This window comes from Pyxidicoccus fallax (genome assembly GCF_012933655.1).
Lineage (GTDB): Bacteria > Myxococcota > Myxococcia > Myxococcales > Myxococcaceae > Myxococcus > Myxococcus fallax.
Genome location: NZ_JABBJJ010000047.1, coordinates 30,123 through 51,762 on the forward strand (window position 1 = coordinate 30,123; position 21,640 = coordinate 51,762).

25 protein-coding genes are annotated in these 21,640 nt (G+C 71.0%); 8 read left to right on the plus strand and 17 right to left on the minus strand.

Going from position 1 to position 21,640, the window contains the following annotated elements:
* From HG543_RS13005 to HG543_RS13015, 3 genes are all read right to left on the minus strand, one after another.
* On the minus strand, positions 1-960 hold the full coding sequence (locus tag HG543_RS13005; protein WP_169345054.1) for a hypothetical protein: 960 nt from the start codon (positions 958-960) through the stop codon (positions 1-3).
* A gap of 79 nt (positions 961-1,039) precedes the next feature.
* Positions 1,040-1,438: a DUF3224 domain-containing protein gene (locus HG543_RS13010; RefSeq protein WP_169345055.1), complete on the minus strand. Its 399-nt coding sequence runs from the start codon at positions 1,436-1,438 to the stop codon at positions 1,040-1,042.
* 59 nt (positions 1,439-1,497) lie between these two features.
* Complete coding sequence (locus HG543_RS13015) at positions 1,498-1,932, minus strand: GFA family protein (protein ID WP_169345056.1); 435 nt, start codon at positions 1,930-1,932, stop codon at positions 1,498-1,500.
* Positions 1,933-2,105: 173 nt separating this feature from the next.
* Here HG543_RS13015 and HG543_RS13020 point away from each other — a divergent pair, with 173 nt between their 5' ends.
* Together HG543_RS13020 and HG543_RS13025 are read left to right on the plus strand one after the other, a co-directional pair.
* Positions 2,106-2,561, plus strand: a complete 456-nt coding sequence (locus HG543_RS13020) for a DUF2752 domain-containing protein (RefSeq protein WP_169345057.1) — start codon at positions 2,106-2,108, stop codon at positions 2,559-2,561.
* 30 nt (positions 2,562-2,591) lie between these two features.
* Positions 2,592-2,849, plus strand: coding sequence for a hypothetical protein (locus HG543_RS13025; protein ID WP_169345058.1), 258 nt, complete (start codon positions 2,592-2,594; stop codon positions 2,847-2,849).
* Positions 2,850-2,913: 64 nt separating this feature from the next.
* Here HG543_RS13025 and HG543_RS13030 read toward each other — a convergent pair whose 3' ends face one another.
* The 6 genes from HG543_RS13030 to HG543_RS13055 all read right to left on the minus strand — a co-directional run bounded on the left by HG543_RS13030 (position 2,914) and on the right by HG543_RS13055 (position 9,224).
* Positions 2,914-3,390, minus strand: a complete 477-nt coding sequence (locus HG543_RS13030) for an SMI1/KNR4 family protein (protein WP_169345059.1) — start codon at positions 3,388-3,390, stop codon at positions 2,914-2,916.
* Complete coding sequence (locus HG543_RS56780; RefSeq protein ID WP_211193898.1) at positions 3,390-4,787, minus strand: HNH endonuclease; 1,398 nt, start codon at positions 4,785-4,787, stop codon at positions 3,390-3,392. Before HG543_RS56780 ends, HG543_RS13030 begins: the two co-directional genes overlap by 1 nt.
* Positions 4,788-5,026: 239 nt before the next feature.
* Positions 5,027-5,422, minus strand: a complete 396-nt coding sequence (locus HG543_RS13040) for a CpaB family protein (RefSeq protein ID WP_169345060.1) — start codon at positions 5,420-5,422, stop codon at positions 5,027-5,029.
* Position 5,423: 1 nt separating this feature from the next.
* The gene (locus HG543_RS13045) at positions 5,424-6,236 is read right to left on the minus strand and encodes an SAF domain-containing protein (protein ID WP_169345061.1); all 813 of its coding nucleotides are present in this window, start codon (positions 6,234-6,236) and stop codon (positions 5,424-5,426) included.
* A complete protein-coding gene (locus HG543_RS13050; RefSeq protein WP_169345062.1) occupies positions 6,233-6,664 on the minus strand; it encodes a CpaB family protein in 432 nt (143 codons plus the stop codon). Before HG543_RS13050 ends, HG543_RS13045 begins: the two co-directional genes overlap by 4 nt.
* A gap of 136 nt (positions 6,665-6,800) precedes the next feature.
* Positions 6,801-9,224 carry a DNA polymerase domain-containing protein gene (locus tag HG543_RS13055; RefSeq protein ID WP_171817773.1) on the minus strand — a complete coding sequence of 808 codons (2,424 nt, stop codon included), beginning with the start codon at positions 9,222-9,224 and terminating at the stop codon, positions 6,801-6,803.
* Between the two features lie 219 nt (positions 9,225-9,443).
* Between HG543_RS13055 and HG543_RS13060 the strand changes: the two genes are divergently transcribed.
* Positions 9,444-10,085 (plus strand): helix-turn-helix transcriptional regulator, encoded by a 642-nt coding sequence (locus tag HG543_RS13060; RefSeq protein ID WP_169345063.1) that lies wholly within the window; start codon positions 9,444-9,446, stop codon positions 10,083-10,085.
* A gap of 12 nt (positions 10,086-10,097) precedes the next feature.
* Here the strand turns inward: HG543_RS13060 and HG543_RS13065 are convergent, their stop codons facing one another.
* Positions 10,098-11,120: an alpha/beta fold hydrolase gene (locus tag HG543_RS13065; protein ID WP_169345064.1), complete on the minus strand. Its 1,023-nt coding sequence runs from the start codon at positions 11,118-11,120 to the stop codon at positions 10,098-10,100.
* A gap of 105 nt (positions 11,121-11,225) precedes the next feature.
* Here HG543_RS13065 and HG543_RS13070 point away from each other — a divergent pair, with 105 nt between their 5' ends.
* Positions 11,226-12,092 carry a LysR family transcriptional regulator gene (locus HG543_RS13070; protein ID WP_211193899.1) on the plus strand — a complete coding sequence of 289 codons (867 nt, stop codon included), beginning with the start codon at positions 11,226-11,228 and terminating at the stop codon, positions 12,090-12,092.
* 30 nt (positions 12,093-12,122) lie between these two features.
* Here the strand turns inward: HG543_RS13070 and HG543_RS13075 are convergent, their stop codons facing one another.
* From HG543_RS13075 to HG543_RS13085, 3 genes are all read right to left on the minus strand, one after another.
* Positions 12,123-13,799 carry a hypothetical protein gene (locus HG543_RS13075; protein ID WP_169345029.1) on the minus strand — a complete coding sequence of 559 codons (1,677 nt, stop codon included), beginning with the start codon at positions 13,797-13,799 and terminating at the stop codon, positions 12,123-12,125.
* 78 nt (positions 13,800-13,877) lie between these two features.
* Positions 13,878-14,060 carry a hypothetical protein gene (locus HG543_RS13080; RefSeq protein WP_169345066.1) on the minus strand — a complete coding sequence of 61 codons (183 nt, stop codon included), beginning with the start codon at positions 14,058-14,060 and terminating at the stop codon, positions 13,878-13,880.
* A 76-nt stretch (positions 14,061-14,136) separates the two neighbouring features.
* Complete coding sequence (locus tag HG543_RS13085; RefSeq protein ID WP_169345067.1) at positions 14,137-14,343, minus strand: cold-shock protein; 207 nt, start codon at positions 14,341-14,343, stop codon at positions 14,137-14,139.
* A 256-nt stretch (positions 14,344-14,599) separates the two neighbouring features.
* Here HG543_RS13085 and HG543_RS13090 point away from each other — a divergent pair, with 256 nt between their 5' ends.
* Positions 14,600-14,989, plus strand: coding sequence for a VOC family protein (locus tag HG543_RS13090; protein ID WP_169345068.1), 390 nt, complete (start codon positions 14,600-14,602; stop codon positions 14,987-14,989).
* On the opposite strand, the gene HG543_RS56995 is transcribed toward HG543_RS13090, so the two are convergent.
* Complete coding sequence (locus HG543_RS56995) at positions 14,892-15,281, minus strand: TetR/AcrR family transcriptional regulator (RefSeq protein WP_169345069.1); 390 nt, start codon at positions 15,279-15,281, stop codon at positions 14,892-14,894. The two genes, HG543_RS13090 and HG543_RS56995, sit on opposite strands and share 98 nt — an antisense overlap.
* A gap of 196 nt (positions 15,282-15,477) precedes the next feature.
* Between HG543_RS56995 and pdxR the strand changes: the two genes are divergently transcribed.
* Together pdxR and HG543_RS13105 are read left to right on the plus strand one after the other, a co-directional pair.
* The gene (gene pdxR / locus HG543_RS13100) at positions 15,478-16,992 is read left to right on the plus strand and encodes a MocR-like pyridoxine biosynthesis transcription factor PdxR (RefSeq protein WP_343073342.1); all 1,515 of its coding nucleotides are present in this window, start codon (positions 15,478-15,480) and stop codon (positions 16,990-16,992) included.
* A gap of 121 nt (positions 16,993-17,113) precedes the next feature.
* Positions 17,114-17,578 carry a carboxymuconolactone decarboxylase family protein gene (locus tag HG543_RS13105; RefSeq protein ID WP_169345071.1) on the plus strand — a complete coding sequence of 155 codons (465 nt, stop codon included), beginning with the start codon at positions 17,114-17,116 and terminating at the stop codon, positions 17,576-17,578.
* 20 nt (positions 17,579-17,598) lie between these two features.
* On the opposite strand, the gene HG543_RS13110 is transcribed toward HG543_RS13105, so the two are convergent.
* The 3 genes from HG543_RS13110 to HG543_RS13120 all read right to left on the minus strand — a co-directional run bounded on the left by HG543_RS13110 (position 17,599) and on the right by HG543_RS13120 (position 20,782).
* Positions 17,599-18,243, minus strand: coding sequence for a hypothetical protein (locus HG543_RS13110; RefSeq protein WP_169345072.1), 645 nt, complete (start codon positions 18,241-18,243; stop codon positions 17,599-17,601).
* Positions 18,244-18,407: 164 nt separating this feature from the next.
* Positions 18,408-19,292 carry a pirin family protein gene (locus HG543_RS13115; RefSeq protein WP_169345073.1) on the minus strand — a complete coding sequence of 295 codons (885 nt, stop codon included), beginning with the start codon at positions 19,290-19,292 and terminating at the stop codon, positions 18,408-18,410.
* A gap of 140 nt (positions 19,293-19,432) precedes the next feature.
* Positions 19,433-20,782 carry a metallopeptidase TldD-related protein gene (locus tag HG543_RS13120; protein ID WP_169345074.1) on the minus strand — a complete coding sequence of 450 codons (1,350 nt, stop codon included), beginning with the start codon at positions 20,780-20,782 and terminating at the stop codon, positions 19,433-19,435.
* A 168-nt stretch (positions 20,783-20,950) separates the two neighbouring features.
* Here HG543_RS13120 and HG543_RS13125 point away from each other — a divergent pair, with 168 nt between their 5' ends.
* Entirely contained in the window at positions 20,951-21,514 is a 564-nt protein-coding gene (locus HG543_RS13125; RefSeq protein WP_169345075.1) for a transglycosylase domain-containing protein, read from the plus strand.
* Positions 21,515-21,640 lie beyond the last annotated feature (126 nt).

Here is a 21,640-nt window from a genome sequence, read left to right on the forward strand (position 1 = left end):
TCATGCCCGGGCCGTCCCGCCGGCGGCCAGGGAGCGCGCGAGCTCCCGCACGAGCTGGAGGGCCACGTCGGGCGCCGGCAGTCCCGCCTCGCGAGCGACGTGCTCCGGCAGCCGGCTCTCCGCGCTCTCCCGCTCCAGCGCGAGCCACGCCTCACGCTGGGCCTCCTCCACGCGCGCCCGCGCCTCGGGGGCGAGGCGGTCCAGCGCCCACGCGTGGATGGCCCATGACAGCTCCGCGTGCCGCAGCTCGTCCGGGGCGATGGTGGCCAGCGCCTCCCGCACGGCGACATCCCCCGCGCGGCGCGCCTGCCACCCAGCGAGCAGCGCGCCGAACGTCTCGCGCACGCAGCCCTCCACGGCGTTCTCCAGGGCGAGCGCCTCCAGCGAACGCGCGGTGAAGGGCGCCACCGACACCTCGGGCATCGGCGCTCCGTGGCGCGCGGCCAGGGACTGCATGGCCCGTGCGTGGCGCACCTCCTCCCGCGCCGCACGCCGTGCCGCCCGCACCAGCCGGTGGGGGGCGCCGTGCGCGGCCAGCTCCTCCGCGAGCCGCTCGAAGGCCGGCACGGACGCGGCCTCCAGGTGCGCCATCTTCGCGAAGAGCGCGCCCAGCATGGGCACCTGCCCCGCCACCGCGCCATCGCTGCACAGGCCCTCGGGGCGCCGTCCCTCGCAGAGGTAGCTCACCTCGCACTTCACCTGGTCGGCGGTGACGCCCCCATCGGACCGCACCAGCGAGCACGGGGCCGAGCCCCCCACCGTGGCACACAACTCCTCGCAGGAGGCCCCCGCCGGGGGCGTGCCTCCGTCACTCGAGCGGAGGTCCGCGATGACGAAGGTTTCCTGGTGGGTGTTCTTTCCATCGCACCCCGTGTAATCGCACCCGGCGCCCAGGGTGGTGACGGGCGCGAGGAGCAACAAACGGGAGAGCGTTCGGCGGAGCTGGCGGCGGCGGGACATGGTGACACCCCTCGACATCGAACCTGCCGGCCCCCAGGCGCGGACGAGCCTGCCACACCGCCGCCCGCGGCGTCACCCGTCAGTCCGGGAGTGTGTAGTCGAACTCGTACGAGTGCTTCCCGCCCGCGATGATGATGCGCATCGAGCCGGCGAGCCCCTCCAACTGCCCGGTGGCGGAGTCCGGGACGACGGTGAGGGCGAGCTGCTGCGCGCCCCGCGTCATCGTGCCCGAGTGCTGCAGGGCGAAGGTGCCGGAGCGGCCCCCCAGCGTCCCGGTGACGCGCTCCATGGCCACGTACCCCGCCGAGCCCTCGACGGGCGTCCGCACGGCGAGCATCTGCCCCAGGCTCGTTCCGTCCAGGTCTCCGTGGAAGCGCTTGTCGAGGCTCATCCGCCCGATGCCGCTGTCGGCAGCGCCCGGGTCCGGGGGCATGGGAGTCAGCTTGACGTCGAAAGGTCCGCTCGCTCGCTTCGTCATGGTCGCCGCTCGATACGCCCGGAGCCCGGGGTGGGGATTGGAAAAACGCGACACCTTCTCTACACGGGCCAGGGCGTGGAGCGCGCGCCCGCCATCCAGTTGTCGTGGCGCCCGTCCCAGTACTGGTAGGTGAGCTTCGACGGGTCGATGCCGTCCAGGGTGTTGATGTTGACGGAGGCGAAGGCGCCCCCGAGCTGCGGGACGTCACCCGCGCCGTAGCACTGGACGCCGCAGCGCTTGCAGAAGCTGCGGTAGTTGGGGCTGTCTCCCACCGCGTAGCGGCCGAGGTGCTCCTCGCCGGACACGAGGCGGAAGGCGCTCGGCTTGATGGTGAGACCCGCGCCCCCCATCTTGGTGCAGATGGTGCAGTTGCAGCGGTTCATCGGGCCGGTGAGGTCGAGCTCGGCCTCGAAGCGCACGGCGCCGCAGTGGCAGCTCCCCGCGTAGGTCTTCACGTTGCTGGGGCTCGGGGTCTGCTGGGTGTTCTCGCTCATGTCGGGTTCTCCGGAGTCGGTTTCGGTGGTTGAGACTCCGGGAGTTCTAGGCCTCGGTCGTGACAGCCTTATGTCAGGTTTGGTTGACCCCACCTGATACATGCGACTGTTCGACATAGAACATTGGGCGTGATACGAAGGGCGGACCACCTGCTCCGAGGGGGGGTGGGTGAATGAACCGACCTGCCGCAGCACTTCCGCGCCTCACCACCCCCGTCCTGGCCCAGGTTCTGGAACGCCGTGTGATGGGCCTGGTGATTGGAGCCGCGGCCCTCGTCCACCTGGTGCTGATGCGCTTCGACCTGCCCGCGTGGCCGTGCGTCGTGCGGAGCGCGGTGGGGATTCCGTGTCCGGGCTGTGGGCTGTCTCGGGCCCTCACGGCGCTGCTGCACGGTCAGTGGCGGGACGCGCTGCACCTCCACGCCTTCGCGCCGGTCATCCTGGGAGGGCTGGTGCTCATCTCGGGGATGGCGCTGCTGCCGGAGGCGGCGCGCCGCCGGGGCATCGAGGCGGTGGCCCGCTTCGAGCGGCGCACGGGGCTGACGGCCCTGCTGCTGGTGACCCTGGTGGGCTACTGGCTCACGCGATTGCTCTTCTTCCGTACCGCCTTCATCGACTCAACCCGCTGAACCCAACGTCAACACCCAGGAGAAACCACAATGGCAATGATCATCGGCCTGCTCAGCGTGCTCATCAGTCTGGCCAGCCTCATCTTCTTCATCATGGTGCTCATCAAGCTGTTCCAGGCGAAGGGCCCGCTGCACGGCATCCTGGGCATCTTCTGTGGCATCTACACGTTCATCTGGGGCTGGATGAACGTGGACGCGAACGACAACCGGCAGATCATGCTGGCGTGGACCGGCTGTATCGTCGGCAGCATCGTGCTCAACATCCTGGGCGCCGTCGCTGGCGGGTAGTTCCGACGCCGAATCCGGAGCCGCCTCGGTGTTCCGAGGCGGCCCGTGTCGCTGTGCCGCGGGCTCACGCACGGATGATGCGCGGCGACAGTTCATCGGCGTGGAGCGCGGAGAGCAGCGAGGGAAAGTCCCCCGCCAGGAAGTAGAGCCCGCGCTCTCCCTCCCGCGCATAGCCATCCCAGTAGAAGAGCATCCCCGCCTGTTCTCCGGTGACCGCCAGGCAGATGAGGTCAGCCCCCTCGGTCGTCGCGATGGGGAGGAGATGCGGCGAGAGGCGCTCCCTGAACACCTCGAGGTTCCAATCGAGGCGGCAGGACTCGATGGGGTCATTCAGCCCGAAGAACAAGTGGATCCGACAAGGCGAGGCTCCCGCGGGCCCCTCGAACTTCAGCAGGTCGCGCTCGGGGCGGCCGCCGTTCGTCGCGAGCAGGAACTCCCGGTAGGTCCGTGGAAGAACCAGCGCGTACTTCCGCTCGAAGGACCTGAGGGTTTCGTCGGTCAGTGGGGGGCCTCCTTCTGAGGTCCGCAGCAGGGTGGCCATCACTCACCTCCCGAGAAGCCGCCAGTGTGACCCGTCCTGGCATGAATGTGCGTGGGAACCAGTTGCATGGTCGCTCGATCCTGATGGTGGTGCCACGTCATCCCCTTGGGAGTCTCTCGCAAGCCCGCGGCCCTGTTCGCGGCGGCGAAGTCGCCTGCCCTTGAACCCGTGTAGGCAATCTGGACCTCGACCCTGACGACTCCGGCAGCTCTGAAGTCCGGGTAGCCCTCGGCGTCGAACGGAATCCCGGTCACCGGATGCTTCTTCCCCGCGAGGTGGACGTTTCGGATGGGCGTGCTCGCGAGGGAGCCACCCTCCCCAGGCTTCGAATGCACGGGGCTCGTCCTGGGCGGCTTCGCTTCCGCCATCCAGGCCTGGGCCCTGGCGGCATTGCCTCGGGCCTCGTACAGGGCCAGAGCGCCCGCTTCGCCTCCCTCGGACACGAGGATGGCTGCTTCTCGGCTGGCCTGGATGTACCGGGCCAGCTGACGCATGCCTTCCCCGCCCAGCCGCTCTCCCAGCCGCTCCGCCACCTCCGTCAGCCTGTCGAGCCTCAACTCGGGTAGTCGCAGTTGCCGTGCCCAGGTGCGGCTGGCGCTCGTGCCTGCCGTGCTGCCCGAGGCGTAACGCACGGCCTTGCTGCCGGCGTACAACACCACCAGCGTGGCCGCTGCCGACAGCTCGCGGGTGGCCTGTTCGTATTCCCCCTGGGAGAGCGAGTACACGCCGCGACAGGTGCCAGCCACCAGGTTGTAGAAGCCCAGGGGAACACCAAAGGTCAGCGCGTCGAAGCCCCCCTGAGTCACGCTCCCGGGCGAGAAGGCCACTGCCATCTCTTCTCGCGCCAGCACATCGAGGGCTCGTTGATAGGGAGGTGGAAGTTGGCCTCTCTGCGCATCGAACTTCAGGGCAACGGCCCCTCTGCGTAGCTCACTCGTCGCGAGGGCTTCCTCCGCGGCACCCCTCAGGCCTCGGATGACGTCGCTCGCACGCTCACCCCGGTCGACGTAACGCGCGAGGTCCACGCCTCTCCGCTGGAGCACTTCGCGCGCTGCACCCATCCGCCCCAGCGTCTGATGCAGGCGTTTGTCCCCGGCCAGCAGCACCAGGACCTCATGCAGGTCGTCGGTGAACGCCGCGTGGATGATGAAGAGAGCAAACACCTCTGCCCGAGCAAGGCCGTACTCCTGGGTGGCCGAGACAAGGAAGGCGGCGCGCTTGCGGTTGAGGGCATTGCTTCCGGATCTCAGCGGGCCCAGTGCGCCGAGTCGGACGGCGGACCAGTCGTCCAATCCGTCCACCAGTCGGGCCATGTCCACCCGGGACTGCAGTTCGATGAACTCCGCGGGGGATGCACATTCCAGGAAAGGGGCGAGCACCTCGTGGCTGGATTCCACATCAGGCCAACCCGGAGGAACCGCTCGGCCCCCGCACATGGGTGGGCCACTCTCGGCGGGCAGTGCTCCCAGGAATACCGAGCCATGCCACGAGGAAGGCCCTCCTCGTGTCACCGATTCGGAGCCAGCACAGGCGGTGAGGGCGAGTACCAGGACCGCGCCCAAGCTCCTGAAGAACATCGGAAGCACGACGTCTCCTCCTGCCCGAGAGTCAGCCGCGCTACGTGGCGGGCCGTGATTCACCGCTGCTTCTGGAGGACGACCTGCCGCGCCCGTGACACCTGTTCGAGCGCCGTCCCCGACGTGCCCACGGCCTGTGTGCAGCCCTCGCGAAGCTTCGAGTCCCACGTGGTCTCGAACAGGTTCCAGGTGAAGAGGTCCCCCTTCAGCACGGGATGCAGCACCCGCTGCAGGACGATGTACTGACGTACCTCCGCGCCGACCACGGACGTCGTCACCCACTCCCGGTCCACCTGGACCTCGGCGATGTCCGCCTCGGTCACCATCTCTCCCACGGCGAGGTCCCTTACGGCCACCATCACGGTGACCTTCGCCTGACGCGCGGGCTCTCCCGCTCCAGCCCCCGGCATGGTGGGCAGCAACAACGCCAGCATCAGCAGTACGTGTCGACGCATGTCAGCGGCCCTCCCGGGAGCCCGCGAAGAAGGCCTCGGCCCGCTGCCTCGGCACGTCCGCGCACCGTCGGGTCGCGGCCTGGCTGACCTGCACCAGGCAGGCGCCCAGGGAGCGGGGCTGGCTCGGGTCATCGAGGAACTGCCAGCGGAGCGCATCTCCCGCTTGCATCTGAACCACGGCCAGGGCCCCCACCACCTGCTCCAGCGCTCCCGCCGGCACCAGGCTTCGCGTCACCAGCGCCCGGGGCATCCGCCGCACCTCCAGCACGTCCTTCGTCAGCCGGCTCCCCTCCCCCACGTCTCGCGCCAGCACCACCACGGCGGCCTTTCCATCCGCGTCGAACTGGAAGGAAGGCACCGGTGACGGCGCGGATGCGCCCGCGTCCTCCGGTGGCGTGAAGCCGCGCAGGGCCTCCTCCCTGGCGAGCGCGTAGGCCTCGCTGTAGGCGGCGCGCACGCTGGCGACGCAGGCCTGGATGCGTTCAGGCGCGGCCCGGTCGGCGAAGGCCACCCAGCCCAGGAGGTCCCCCTTCCGTAGCAACTGGCTCACGGGCCGGCCCAGCACGGCCTTGCGCTCGGAGGGCGGGACGAACGATTCCAGGACGAACTGCTCCGGATAGGAAACCTCCGCGAGGTCTTCCTCCCGAAGCACCTCGCCCACGGCCACGTCCCGCTGGAGGACCAGCGCGGGCTTCGGCTCCCAGCCATATCGCGCGTCCCGCACCTTCTTCGGGAGAAAGAGCGCCATCGCGCCACCCACCACCAGGGCGCTCAGCAGCAGCCCCAGCAGGGTTCCAGGAATGAAGGGCCTCATCGCGAGCCCCCGCTCAGCAGCCGCTCACGAATCTCCTCCACGGTGCGTTCCGGCTTCGGGGCGTTCGGCAGCAGGTCGAACGCGCGCTGGCACTCCTCGGTGATGGCGCGCATCTCGAGCCTGGCCCCCTGCTCGCCCTCGGCCAGGAAGCTCCAGCGCAACGGCTCGCCGGCCTTCACGGGGACGACGAGCTGCTGGTTCATGGCCCGGCCCGCGTCATCCGGGCGAATCAGGGACGGAGTGAGCAGTGCGGCCGGAATGGAGCGCCGCGCGATGTCCTCGAACGTCACCACCTCACGGGCGAGCAGCTCGCGGTCGGCGACCGCGACGGGAACGAGCTCCCAGTCCCGGCGCGCCTCCCGCTCCGCGTTCTTCACGATGAAGTAGGACACCACGCCGCCCACCAGACCGAAGAAGGGCAGGCCCATCACCACTCCGAAGAAGATACCCCCGAAGAACGGGAGCCTCCCCGCGGATTTCGGCGGAGCCCCGCCTTTCGAATCGACGTGCATGGCTTCACGGTAGTCCACCGCGAATGCCAGACACCATCCACGCCCAGGCCGGCTACGAAGAGGACGTCCGCGAGACATCCTCCCCGGGAGCCGGCTCCACCGTCCTCGGGTCGAGCACCACCGTGAGCACCGGCCGTGCATTCGTCAGGAGCGGCGCGAAGAGGGACGGCTGTCCCGGGTCGTCGAACACCGTCGCGAAGTCCTCCGGCTTCAGCGCGCGCACCAGCCGGGCCGCGAAGGTGTCCTTCAGCAGCCGCACGTAGTACTCGACGTCGTAGTCGCGCGCGTCACTGCCAGGCACGCCCTCGGCGTCGTCCTCCGGGTCGGGCAGCAGGCCCGCGCGCCCGCCCACCGCTCGGTAGACTCGCACGCGCTCACCCAGCGCCCAGTCCTTCCGCCCGCCGGCCAGCATCGCCTCGTATGGCAGCTCGCGCCGCCGCTCGCGGATGGCTAGGTACTGCGACGGCGTCTTGGTCAACCGGACCCGCGACGACACGTCGAAGGTGGGCACCTGCCGCCTGCGCAGCGCCATCACCGTCGACACATACGCGTCGCGCACGCCCGGGATGTCCCCCGCCAGCAGGCACGTCAGCGCCCGGCGCAGGAAGTCCTCGCCGAAGGGCTCCGCCCGGCTGGAGCGGAACGCCACCCCGCGCAGGATGAGCGGCCCCTGGTAGGGCAGCAGCGCGTAGTTCTTCGGCTCGTGCGACAGCATCGCCGCATAGCGCCCGTCGAACTCCAGCTTCACGCGTGGGGGCAGCAGCGCGGCGACCTCGGAGACGACGCGCCGCTCGTCCAGCTCGCGCCAGTCCTCCGGCACCGCGAAGTACACGCCGTCCGTGTCCGCCTCCAGCAGGGTGACGCCCCGCCGCGCCAGCTCGCGGCACAGGAGCGCCAGCACCTCGCGCCCCCGCCGCGTCACCTCGTTGGCCGCGTGCACGTCCGAGAAGCGCGTGAGCCCCACCGCCCCCAGGTAGCCATAGGCGGAGTTGACGACAATCTTCATCGCCGCGGAGAGCGCCTCGTGCGTGTGCCGCTCGGGCGAGCCCGCGGGCGCGGCCTTCGCCTTCGCCTTCGCCGCCAGCCGCTGGTCCACCAGCCGGTCCACCAGCGCCAGCAGCACGCCCAGCCTGTCCCGCTTCGGACCGATGCGGTACTGCCGCATCAGCGAGGGATACAGGCTCGCCACGTCCGCCTTCACCACGTGCCGCGCCACCCCGGTGGCGAACAGGTGCAGCGCCGCGCCGCTGTGCGACGTGCCGTCCCCTTCCTCGTGCGCCGGCAGCGCCGCCCCCGCCCGGAGGTACGCGCGCACCAGCAGCGGGTCCAGCACCCCCGTGGCCGGCCCCGCGTCCGCGAGCCGCTCGTACCGGCGAGGCGCCATGCGCGCGAGCGCGAAGGCGGCCCCTCCCAGCAGGTGCGCGAGGCCCGCGGCCTCCTTCACGTCGTCGCTCGCGTAGCGCCGCACGCGCTCGGGGTCCTTCTGGAAGACCTCGTACACCTTCGCGCCCGGGATGTACTCGCGCTCCGGCCCCGCGATGCCCAGGTGCCGCGCCACCACCTTGAGCCCGTGGCCGGGTAGGTCCCTCGCCGAGAAGTCGTGCCGCAGCACTGCGTCCATCGTGTCGATGAGCTCGCGCCCCGGCACCGTGTAGCGCGCGCGGCGCATCGCCTCGGAGCGCCCCGGCGTCCGTCCCACCGCGGCGCCTCGCGAGGCTGGGCGCTGCCGCAGGCCCGGCGCGCCGGCACGGCCCATCCCGAGCGGCACGTCGAGCAGCTTCGCCCTGCGCGCGAGGAATGGCAGGTCGAAGCCATGCAGGTTGTGGTTCTCGATGACGTCCGGGTCGTGGAAGCGGATGCGCTCCACCAGCCGCCGGAGGAGGTCCGCCTCGTCCGCGTCGCCACCACCGCGCGCGTCCAGCACCTCCGTCCCACCGTCCGGGTCCCGGAGCGCCACCAGGAAGATGCGATCCCTCTCCGGGTCCAGCCCCGTGGTCTCCAGGTCGAACTGCAGGCGGCGCAGTTCGTCGAAGCGCAGGTCCCTGAAGTATGTGCGCCCGGAGGCGATGAGGTACTGCTCCTCGGGTGGCATCGACAGCGCCGTGTTCGGGTCCAGGTCCCTCACGTGCCCGAGGGCCCGCCCCAGGCGCCGCGAGGCCCCGTGCAGCACGGCCGCCGCCAGCGCGCGCCCGTCATCCGCACGGACGAGGTAGCGAAGCGCTCCGGGACCTTCCAATTCCTCCCAGGTGACACGCCGTGGGGCGGGGCCTTCCCGCTCGGGACGGAGTTGGGGCCCCAGGTGCGTCAGGTCGTCCAGCGAGGACAGGAGCAGCCACGGCCGGAAGCGCACGTCCTCCCGGACCAGCCCGCCGCCCTCGCGCGTCCGCCGCCAGACGAAGGCGCGGCCGTCGGGCTCCGCCCACACCGAGACGATGCCCGGTGCCGGGTCCCATCCCCACAGCCACTCATCCTCCATCGGGTTGGCCATGGTGGTGGCTACGGGGTTGGCGCCCCTCCGCAAGGGACAGTCGAGAACGCTCACGATGCAAGCCGCTCCATGGACGCGATGCAAGCGCGCCACCGTGTCCTACTCCACGGGTCTGACGGACGGACCCTCCCCGGGCGCGCGCGGACGGGGGCAGATGCACATATTGAGGCCCCCTCCTGACAGTGGTATGTCAGGTTTCAGCCCACCATGCAGCGAACCGAGCGCCTCTTCGCCCTGGCCGAATACCTCCGGGGTCGCCGCACGGGAGTCACCGCGGAGACGCTCGCCGAGCGCTTCGGCGTCACCGTGCGGACCATCTACCGGGACCTGGATGCCCTGAGGGCCGCGTCGATGCCGCTCGCCGCCGAGCGCGGACGCGGAGGTGGCTACGCGCTGGACCGGAGCTACAGCCTGCCGCCGGTGAACTTCACCGCGCGCGAGGCGGCGCTCATCGTGGCGCTGGGGCGCTTCGCCATCGACATGCGCCTTCTGCCCTTCAGCGACACGCTGGAGTCCGCGCTCGACAAGGTGCGCGCCGCGCTGTCCACGTCCGCGCAGCGCGAGCTGCTCACGCGCCTCAAGGAGCTGACGTTCCTCGGCGTGCCAGCGCTCCCCTGCAAGAAGCCCGTGCGCGAGGCCATCGAGCGCGCGTGGTTCGAGCAGCAGCCGGTGCGCATCACCTACGTGGACTCGAACTTCCTGGAGACGACGCGCGACGTGCGCATCATGTCCGTCATCATGGACCGGCACGAGACGCGCATCGACGCCGTCGAGCTGGGCGGCACCGAGCGCCGCCCCTTCCGGTTGGACCGCATCACCCAGGCCGAGGTGCTGCGGAGCACGCCCTGACAGACGGCCGGCTCAGGCGCGCGAGAGGCGGCGCAGGAAGCCGCGCACGTGGGCGGCGATGACGTCGCCGTGGTCCTCCAGGGCGAAGTGCCCGCTGTCGAGCAGGTGCACCTCCGCGCCGGGCACGTCCTGCTTGAAGGCCAGCGCACCCTCCGGTGCGAAGGCCAGGTCGTTGCGCCCCCATACCGCGAGCACCGGAGGCTGGTGCTCGCGCAGGTACGCCTGCCACGCGGGGTAGGCCGCGACGTTGGTGCGGTAGTCGTAGAACAGGTCGAGCTGCACGTCGACGACGCCCGGCCGCTCCAGCAGCAACTGGCTCAAGAGCGCGTCATCGGGGCTGACGCGGCCGGCGTCGCGGATGCCCGTCGAGTGCTCCATCTTCCGGAACTCGCGGGTGAAGACGCCGCGCACGGCCTTCTCCGCCTCCGCGTCGTTCCGGTCCGCCCACAGCGCGCGGATGGGCGCCCACAGCGGCGTCAGTCCCTGCTCATACGCGTTGCCGTTCTGCGTGATGAGGCCGGTGATGCGCTCGGGGTGCCGCGTCGCCAGCCGGAAGCCCACCGGCGAACCGTAGTCCTGGACGTACAGCGCATACCGCTTCAGGCCGAGCCGCTCCGTCACCGCCTCCACCACGTCCGCGATGGCGTCGAAGGTGTAGGGCCACTCGCCCCGCTTCGGCGCCGAGCTGTGCCCGAAGCCGGGGTAGTCCGGAGCGACGACGTGGAACTCGTCGCGCAGCGACTCCATCAGCTCGCGGTACATGAAGGACGAGCTGGGAAAGCCATGCAGCAAGAGGAGCGTGGGTGCGGTCGGGTCGCCGGCCTCTCGCACGAAGATGGAGAGGCCACGGATGTCCAGGGTGCGGTAGCGGAACGCCTTCGTGTCGGCGGCCGGCACGGAGGGCGAGGGCCCGCCGGCCCGTGCCCCGGTGGTGCCGCATGCCGAGAGCGCGGCTCCGAGCACGGCGCCGCCAGTCGCGAGGGCCTGGCGCCGGGACACCGCATCGGGAGGAGAGGAGGGGTTTCGTGTCGTCATGCCTCATGACTACGGGCGTGGCGTGGCGTCCGGTAGACCGGCTCGCGGCATGACACCTTGGACATCCATGTCATAAATCCCCATTCCATGGAGACCCTCACGACGATGTCCACGTTCGTCCGCGTGGCGGAGACGCGGAACTTCACGCGGGCGGCGCGCCAGCTGCGCACCACCGCATCGGCGGTGAGCAAGAGCGTGGCGCGACTGGAGCAGCGGCTCGGTGTGCGGCTGCTGGACCGGACCACGCGCCGTGTGTCGCTCACCCAGGAGGGCGCCCTCTACTACGAGCGCTGCGTGCGCATCCTCGGCGAGGTGAACGACGCCGAAGCCGAAATCTCCCAGAGCCTCACCCGCCCCCGGGGCCGGCTGCGCGTGACGACGACCACCATCCTCGGCCTGCGCGTGCTCGTCCCCCAGTTGCGCCGCTTCCGCGAGCGGTTCCCCGAGGTGCAATTGGAGCTGGAACTGGAGGACGCTGTCGTCGACCTCATCGCCGGCTCCTACGACGTCGCCATCCGCATGGGCGAGCCCGGAGACCCACGGCTCAAGGCCCGGCGGCTCGCGCCCATCCGCCACGTGCTCTGCGCCTCGCCGGACTACCTCCGAAAGCGAGGCGTCCCCCGTACGCCCTCGCAGCTCGCGGAGCACGACTGCATCCACTGCCGGCTGCCCTCCGGGCGCATCGAGCCCTGGGCCTTCGCGACGGCGCAGGAGGCCGCACCGGTGCGCGTCCCGCAGTCACTCGTCTTCAATCACCTCGAGGCGGTGATGATGGTGGCCATGGACGGAATGGGCATCGCCCGCGTCCCCGAGGTCGCGGCGACGCCCGCGCTCGCGTCCGGAAAGCTCGTGCCCGTGCTGCGCGAGCACATGGTGGAGCAGGGCTCCGTCTGGCTGCTGTGGCAGCCCGGGCGGGAGCGGCTGCCCAGGCTGCGAGCCTTCATCGACTTCGTGAGCCCGCTGTTCCGCTGAAGGGAAGAGCGGGCCCTTCGTGCCGCTACCTCACGGCAGGGGCGCCAGGTCGGGCAGCATGGGGACGCGCCGCTCGCCGGGGCCGTTGGGGGTGCTCGGGCTGTTGTTCGTCACCCGCCGCAGCAGCGAGCGCAGCTTGGGCGCGTCGCGGCGGAGGTTGCTCACGAACGAGGAGGGCGCGGTCGGCTCCACGTAGAAGGCCCACGTGGCCCCGGTGGCGTCCGTGACGTACGCGCCGAAGTCCTGGAGCGCCTGCGCCACCATCCTCCCCTCCGCGGTGAGGCCCTGCGCGTTGATGTCCACGGACGGGGGAATCGCGAAGTAGGCGCCCATGGGCACCTGTCCCTTGTAGGTCGACTCGCTGCCCCAGTCCTGCTCCGTGGCGGGCCAGACGTAGCCCTTCGCGGTGCCGTAGCCGTTGGCGTCGTAGCCGCTCCACCCGGAGCTGTAATAGAGCTGCACGCGGTCGATGGCGACGGCCAGCGCGTGCTGGATCTTCCCCGTGTAGTTGGGATGCGTGGGGGTGGTCTCCCAGGCGCGGATGAGCCCGCCCACCGCGGAGCCGCCATAGGCGCGCACGCCGTTCTGCGGCCCCAGGCCGGAGCCGTACAGGTCGATGCGGTGGTGGCGCCCCACCCGGTAGGACGTGGACGACAGGCGCGTGGTGTCCCACGCCTCGTCGATGTACCGGCGCGTGGGGTGGATGATGTGCATGTGCTTGTCGCTGCCCGTGGCGATGGTGGCGCTGGCCGGGATGTTGTAGGCGCCGCTGCGCGACGAGTCGTTGTAGTCCGTCACCGTGGCCCACGGGTCGCTGGAGGACGCGAGGGTGATGGGATGCGAGTACTGGTCCCAGTTCGCCCAGGCGTTGATGGTCATCCCGCCGATGCTGGTGGCGATGAAGTCCCGCGTGGCCGGGTCCGTGGTATCCGCGTAGAGGGCGCCCTTGCCGATGGGCAGGTTCCACACGGAGTCCGAGCGGAACGGCTGCAGCGTGGCGTCGCGCGTACCCACCTGCGTGTAGACCTTGAACTCGTCGAAGCGCGCGAGGTTGTCCTGGCTCGACAGCAGGCCCACGCGGGTGGCCGTCTGGTGCGTGGCGTCGTTGACGCCGCCCTTCAGCACGCCGTTGATGTAGACGTCGATGCGGGTGCCGGACGTGCGCACCTCGAGGACGTCACCGGCGACGGGCGCCTGGTTGATTTGCAGCGGGAAGGTCTGCGTGCCGCCGAGGAAGCGCGTGAGGAAGTACCTCCCCAGGCCCGTGTCGGTCGCGAGCTTCCAGCAGTTGCCACGGTCGATGAAGCGGAAGGTGAGGCCGGAGTACTGGCCGAGCGACGCCAGGGTGACGAGCACGCGCGCGTTGGCGGTGGCGTTCACCGTGGCGTAGTGGTCGTCCCAGGTGGCGTCATCCGTGGCGAGGTATGCCCTGCCGGAGTTGATGCCCCACGCCGTACCGGCGGGCGTGTAGCTCCACGTCTGGCTCCCCTGCTCCAGTCCCCCCAGGCCCGTGGTGCTGTTGGCCCGGGTGAACGAGTCATAGAGGTTCGCGTCCGAGGCGCCCTGCTCCTGGGCGGCCACTGGCGCCTCCCGCGTGTCCCCCTGGGACGGCTCGCCACACGCCGTCCCCAACCACAGCACGGGGAACAACACCGGGAGGAGGGCGGCGCGGGCCGCCCGTTGGAAGTATCCAGAGGGGCTCTTCATCTCTTCTCCTTGATGTCGCGCTTCAGGGATTAAGCGCGATTTTCAAGGATACAGGAGAAGAGCGGAAGCCCGGAGACCTCAGTACTCCAGCGGCGGCTGGGGCCCGGGGACGATGTCGGCGATGTCGGGGTCGACGTCGCCGGGCTGGCGCGTCGGACGCTCGGCCTTGACGCGCTTGCGCTCCTCGCGCTTCGCGTCCTTCTCCTGCTGGTGCTGCTTGCGCGCCTGCTCTTTCTGGCGCTTGGTGGACTTTCCTTGCATTGAGCCTCCCTAACTGAAAACAAAAGCCCGGCCTCGCTGAGCGGAGACCGGGCTGACGGGTGTTGGAGCTGTCGCTCTATCCAACGACGCGGACGTTCTCGGCCTGGAGGCCCTTGGGGCCCTTCCGGGTCTCGAACTCCACCTTCTGACCCTCGGCGAGGGTCCTGAAGCCGTCCGACTGGATGGCGGTGTGATGGCAGAACACGTCAGGGCCGCCATTGTCCTGGGCAATGAAGCCGAAGCCCTTCGCGTCGTTGAACCACTTCACGGTGCCGGTCGCCATGTCGCTTCTTCTTTCTACGTGCGGCTGTGAGGCCGCCTCCTGTCCCAACGTGGGACCGGGCAGGCTCTAGCCTGTCAGGGGGCCAAAGTCGAATGTGGAAGGCCCCGAATATCCACAGGCTGTCAGCCGTGAGGTGGAACTGGCGCCAGAAACGAAGAATTCCGCCCCCTTGCCTTCCAGGGAGCCGGTACACGCTGTATCCGGAGACCCACACACGGAGGGCACGTACGGCCCCCGTCCCTGCCTGGGAGGAGACATGCACCGCAGCCGGCTCAGCACGTTCGTCATCGACTGCAAGGTGGACGACCTGGATGCCGCCACGGAGTTCTGGAGCCGCGCCTTCGGGCGGGCGGTGCTCCCGCCCGACCCGGACAGCCCCACCTACCGCGAATTGAAGACGCGGGAGGGGGAGACGCTGCTGCTGGTGCAGAAGGTGGACCACCCCAGCCGCGTGCACCTGGACATCGAGGCGGATGACATCGAGGCCGAGGTGAAGCGGCTGGAGGCGCTGGGCGCGAAGCGGGTGGAGTTCATCCGGCGCTGGTGGGTCATGGAAGCGCCCACCGGTCACCGCTTCTGCGTCGTGCGTCCCCAGCGGGGGCCGCTCGAGGGACGCGCGAACGAGTGGGACGGCGAGGGCCGCTGACGCGCCCGCGGCCGCCCTGCTTCCACTTCAGCAACGCGCGCAGCGCGGCGGTGGGGCCGCGCTGCTCACGCACCAGGGCCTCCACCAGCCCCTGCTTGCCGCCGAAGTGGTAGCGCAGGGTGCCACGGCTCACATGTGCGCGCCGCGCGACGGCCTCGAGCGTCAGCGCGCCGGGGCCCTGCTCCCGCAGGAGCCCGCTGGCGGCCTGGAGCAACCTGTCGCGTGTGCCCCCCTCGTCACGGATGCGCCACACCGGCGCCACGATGAGGTCGAACCACGGCAGCCCGAACATGCTTTCCTCCCCCGTCTCTTCCCCCGGGCGATGCGGCCCGGACCCTGATTCCCGGCGGGAAAGGCCCGCCGGGCCCCCAGACACCCGACCCAGACGGGTGTTCCTGGACTCATGCCTACGACACAGAGCTATCCCGATTGGGTCGTTAATCTGAGTGATGGTTGGTGATTCCGGTCATCACCGAGGTGAATCTGAAGTGACTTCGAAGCGCACACGCCGGAAGCGGCCCGTGGTGATGGCGGCGCCCACGCTCGTGCTGGACGCGTCCACCGGGGCGCCGCTGCAGGCGCAGGTGGTGGAGGCGCTGCGCTCGGCCATCCTCGCGGGCCGGCTGGCGCCGGGCACGCGCCTGGCGTCGACGCGGGCGTTGGCGGAGCAGCTCGACGTGTCCCGCAACACGGTGCTCAACGCGTACGCGCGGCTCCTGTCGGAGGGCTACCTCGTCGGACAGACGGGCTCGGGCACGTACGTGGCCCGCGAGCCGCCGGAGCGGCTGACGGCCGCGCGGCGCGCTCCGGTCCGGGAGCGCGAGCCCGCGCGCGTGGCGCCCCCGGTGCTGTCGAGGCGCGGCGCGGCGCTGGCGGCCGTGCCCGCGCTGCCCGCGCCCGGGCACGGCATTCCCCCGGGCCGCATGGCCTTCCGGGTGGGGCTGCCGGCGCTGGACGCCTTCCCGAGCGAGCTGTGGGGGCGGCTCCTGCACGCGCGCTGGCGGCGCTCGTGGCGGGACATGATGTCGCCGGTGCCGGTGGAGGGCTACCCGCCCCTGCGCCGCGCCGTCGCGGACTACCTCGCCACCGCGCGCGGCGTGCGCTGTGTCCCGGAGCAGGTGTTCATCGTCAACGGCACGCAGCAGGCCCTGAGCCTGGCGGCGCAGATGCTGCTGGACCCTGGCGACGCGGCGTGGGTGGAGGACCCGGGCTACTTCCTCGCCCGGGGCGCGCTCACCGCGGCGGGCGCCACGCTCGTGGGCGTGCCGGTGGACGACGAGGGCCTGGACGTGGAGGCGGGGTTGCGCCTGCGCCCGGACGCGAAGCTCGCCGTCGTCACGCCGTCGCATCAGCTCCCGCTCGGGGTGGCCATGAGCGAGCGGCGCAAGCAGGCGCTCCTGGCGTGGGCGGCGCGCTCGAAGGCGTGGATTGTGGAGGACGACTACGACAGCGAGCTGCGCTACGTGGGCCGGCCCCTGCCCTCGCTCCAGGGATTCGCTGCGGACGCGCGCGTGCTGCACACCGGCACCTTCAGCAAGGTGGTGTCCCCCGCCCTGCGGCTGGGCTACCTCGTGGTGCCCGAGCCCCTGGTGGATGCCTTTCGCTCCGCCCGCAACTTCGCGGACCGGTACTCGCCCGTGCTGGAGCAGGCGGTGCTCGCGGACTTCATCAGCCAGGGCCACTTCAGCCGTCACGTGCGGCGCATGCGCGTGCTCTACGCGGCCCGGCAGGAGGCGCTCCTGGACGCGGGGCGGCGCGAGCTGCGGGGGCTGCTGGACCTCGCTCCCCTGCCCGCGGGAATGCACCTCATCGGCTGGCTTCCCGAGGGCCGCGACGAGCACGCCGCCACCGCGCGTGCCACCGACGCGGGCGTCGCCGTCATTCCCCTGTCCTCCTCCCGGCTGGAGCGGCGGGGACGCGGGGGGCTGATGCTCGGCTACGCGTGTGTCCCGGAAGAGGAAATCGCCGAGGCCGTCACGCGGCTGGCGCGCGCCCTGGGCTGAGCCGGGAGAAGTGGCTCCATCCCTTCGCGCACAAGTGGCTCTCGTGCGGTGCGGGGCCCCCCGTTAGAGCAAGCGTGCGCGCCGGGGCATCGAACTCCCCTGGCGCATCGGAGAATGCGACATGGAAAAGCAGCGGATGAACATCGCGAGGGTGGCTCCCGGCGTGTACTCGGCGATGATGGGGCTGGAGCGGTACCTGAACGAGTGCGGGCTGGAGGCGAACCTCCTCCACCTCATCAAGCTGCGCACGTCGCAGCTCAATCGATGCGCGTTCTGCATCGACATGCACTGGAAGGACCTGCGCGCGGCGGGCGAGTCGGAGCAGCGGCTGTACGGGCTCGACGCGTGGGAGGAGAGCCCCTACTACACGGACCGCGAGCGCGCGGCGCTGGCGTGGACGGAGGCGGTGACGCTGCTGACGGAGGGGTACGTGTCGGAGAGCGTGTACCGCGCCGTGCAGCCGCACTTCTCGGAGAAGGAGCTGGCCGACCTGACGGGCGCCGTGGCGGCCATCAACGCGTGGAACCGGCTGAACGTCGCGGCCCGGACGACGCCGGGCACGTACCGGGCTCCTTCCGCGAAGTAGGCCCGAGGACTGGGAGCCGCTCAGGTGCCCGGAGGCGTGCGAGGCAGCTCCGTGCCGAACAGGACCTGGAGCAAGTCCACCAGGCTGGGCCACGCCTCGGCTCCCAGCCACAGGCCCTCGGGGCAGTGCTCGACGGACACAGCCAGCGAGGCGTTGTCGAAGAGCTTCGCGGGCAGCATTCCTTCCGCGGGCAGCTTCCCCTCCACGTAGAGGACCTTGCCGTCCCAGCGGATGCCGGGGGGGAGCAGGCGCTCGGCCAGCGCGCGCAGCGCGGCCTGACCCGCCCCGGCGCGCAGCACGCCCATCATCAGCGAGGAGGCCGTGCGGGACTCCTCCAGCTCCACCACGCCCGGCGTGCGCAGCCACAGCTTGTAGCGCCCGGAGGCCAGCTCCACGCGCTCCAGCGTCACCTGCACGCGCAGCTTCCAGCCCTTCACGGCGAAGCGCACGTCGTAGACCTCGGGCAGCGCCGTCCACTCGCGCAGCTCGAAGTGCTTCACCTTCTGCAGCAACTGGCGGACGACCAGCTCCACGCGCGCGTGGGACAGGCGCAGCCGCTTGCGGCCCATGTCCACCGCCACGTCACCGGCGAGCGCCGAGGGCAGCCGCTTCGCCCACTCGCGCGCGCCCTCCAGCATCTTCGCCGCCAGAGACTGACCCGACATCCGTGTCCTCCCGAGAAGCCGTGGCGGGGTGCCGCTGCTCGCGGCCCCTCAAGCAACGTGCCGGGCGCAGCATGCACCGGATTGCGGATGCGCGCCGGCCTGGCCGCCTGCTGGGGGGAGGACGCGGGGAGCCCCTGGCCGCGCCTCCTCGGTGTCGGCGGCCGTCAGGGTGCGAGGGAGGGGAAGCGCCCGGCCTCCCAGTCCGCGAAGCGCGCGCGGCCCTCGGCGACGCTGTCCACGACGAAGTTCCACCAGATGACCAGCGGGTCCGGCAGCGGCAGGCCCCCGAGCACCAGCAGGCGCGCGCCCTGCTGGGACTGGAGCGGCAGCGAAGGGGTGCCCTCGTCGAGGTGCGCGAGCACGCCGCGGTCCACGGACTTGCCGCCCACGGACACCTGGCCCTGGGCCACGTACAGCGCGAGCGCGTGCGAGGGGTCCACGGGCAGCGACACGTCCGCGCCCGCGGAGAGCTCCACGTCGAGGTACGTGAGCGGGTGGAAGGTGGACACGGGCGACTCCGCGTCTCCCAGTCTTCCGGCGATGACGCGTACCCGCGCGCCCGGGCGTTCCCAGAGTGGCAGCTCGCTTGCGGGGGTGTGCGTGAAGGCGGGCTCGGTGTTCCGGTGCTCGCGGGGCAGGGCCACCCACGTCTGCACGCCGTGCAGCGGCGGGGCATCCGGGCCGGTGTGGACCTCCTCCGCGTGGACGATGCCTCGGCCGGCGGTCATCCAGTTCACGTCGCCGGGGTGGATGTCCTGCACGGAGCCCACCGAGTCGCGGTGCCGGATGGAGCCGGAGAAGAGGTACGTCACCGTCTGGAGGCCCACGTGGGGGTGCGCGGGGACGTCCATGACCTCGCGCACGGAGGGCGCCGGGCCGAAGTGGTCGCAGAAGACGAAGGGGCCCACCCGGCGCAGCTCCACCCGGGGCAGCGCGCGCAGCACGCGCGACTCGCCGACCAGCTCCGTGGACTTCGCGGGCCACAGGGCCGCGACTCCGCGCTCACCCGGGAGTGCGTGGGCTCCGCCCTGCGATGAATGCATCCGCATCTCGTGTCTCCTCAAAGGGCGCGCGCCGCCGCCGTGGCCTTCCGCGTGCGCGGGTACGGGTGAGTGTACCGCCTTGGGCTCCCGTTCCGGTATGCCGGCCGCACGGCGTCGAATCGTGCGGCCCGACCATGATTCGGGACTCAGCCTCCGCGAGGCGGGGGCAGGACGAGCGTCGGGGTGCCGCAGCCGTCGGCGGTGGGGAAGAACGTCAGGTCCGCCCCCACGCCCCGGAGCGCGCGGAACGTCTCCAGCAATGGCAGGTCCAGCTCCATGGGAGCGATGCGGCGCACCCGCTGCCCGTCACGGACCTCCCATCCTCCCGCGATGAGGGACACCGTGCCGGGGCGGGGCATCGTCGTGAAGGTCTCCACACGGGTGGTCAGCTCCGTGTAGTTCGCGGGGAGCGCGTCGCCCCGCGGGACGATGAAGAGGTTGATGGCCGCGGGTGATGGTGGCGAGGTGCCCTCGCGCAGGCCCCGGCCATTGGGCTCCGCGCCCAGCCGCGCCGCCGTCTCGCCCGAGTGGAGGAAGCCCATCAGCCGGCCCTCGTCGACGAGTCGCGCGCCTCGGGCCGGGCGGCCCTCGTCGTCCACTTCTCGTCGGCGCGTGCCCAGGGGATGCAGCGGGTCGTCCTCCACGGAGAGCACGGAGGGGAACGGCTTGCGCCCCACGGCGCGCGCCAGGGCCGGAGTCGCGGAGGCCACGTCGCCTCGCAGCAGCCACGACAGGCCGGCGACGAGCGGGGCCGCCACCGCCGGGCGGAGCACGAGCGGCAGGGCCGGGTCCGCGGGCTCCGTGGGACCTTCCAGTGCGGAGACGGCCTCTGTCAGCCGCTCGCGCAGGGGGACGAGGCTCGCTTCGTCGTCATCTGGCGGCAGCGCCACGGCGTCGACCACGGCACCTCGTGAGGTCTCACAGCGGAGGAAGGCTTCCTCCGTGGACTCCACGTGAGCGCCCTCGGCGCCGCCGCCTCGCAGCAGCGCGGACCAGACCGTGCGCCGCGTGAGCACCAGGGCCTGCACGACGACACCGTGCGGAACCACCGTGCGCGCGATGTGCTCGGCTTGTTGTCTCGCGCGCTCCATGGACGGTTCCGGAGGCCAGGGAGGAAGCGGTCCAGCCGACACCGGAGCAGGCGGAATGGGGACCCGCGCGCCCGTGCCCAGCCGGCGAGTCGCGGACTCCAGCACGGCCCGGACCTCTCGCGCGGACCCCACGGGCCCCGCCGCGAAGCCGTGCTGCTCTCCTTCCCACACCCGCGCCGCGGCGGAGATTTCGAGTCCGTGGCTCAGCGCGAAGGTGCCCGCGCTGACCTCGTACTCCAGCGTCAATCGCAGCCGCGCGGAGAGGAAGAGCTCGGCGATGGCGGATGGCTGGACGCGGCCGAACTCCTCCAGCGCGACCCGCGCCGCTCCGGCCAGTTCGTGCGGGGCCGACGGGTCGACGCCGCTCGGTTTCTCACCCGCCTCGCTGTCACGCACCTCGCTCATGCGGCACCATCATGCACCGCGCGCCCGCCATCTCCATCACTCGGCTGCCTCGTCGCGGAGAGCCAGGTTCCTCACGAACCCAAGCGGGCCCACCGCCCCCTGGCCTGAACGCTGCAAGCCCGTCCCTGCATGCGAGGGAAACCCTCTCGAAGCTGGACTCGGCGCCTGTTGCGATGGCTGGGGCTCACCGCCGCACTGTGGGTGCTGGGGCCCCTTGCCGCGGTAGAGGGCCTCTATCGCTACGGCCTGTCGCAAGTGGGAGCGCTGCCCCCCGCTCCTCCATCCAGCGCACTGACGGAGACGACACGCGCGGTCCTGTGGATGGGCCTCGGAGAGGAGCTGCCGCCCACCGTCGAGGCAATCTGGCCCTGGCATACCCTCGCGGCCTTCCACGAGCGGCGCTGGAGACACCCTGGCTCACAGGCCGCAAGGCGGGTCGCCCGGCTGTGGCTCTCGCGAGAGGAGCAGCCCCGCAAGGGGATGGCACTGTGGCATCTGACGTCCTGGGCCACCACCGTGAGGCTCACACGCCACTGGAGCGCGGCCGAGCTGACACAGGTGCTCGCCCGGGACCTGTACTTCGGCCCAGGCACGAGGGGACTCGAGTCCGCGGCTCAGACCTGCTTCGGCATGGACGCCGCGAGCCTCTCCACCGAGCAGGTGGCGTTCCTCATGGCGGTCGCGGACTCACCACCCCATGGGCGGCTGGCGCCGTCCCGCGGCACCGCGTGACCCCCTCCTCCCTGCCATGTCGGCCCCTCCGGAAGAAGGGGCGTCGTGGAGGAATGATTCCTCCAGCGAGAAGGGTCGTCGTGGAGGAATGATTCCTCCAGCGAGGCGGCGGCTCAGGGGGGGCGG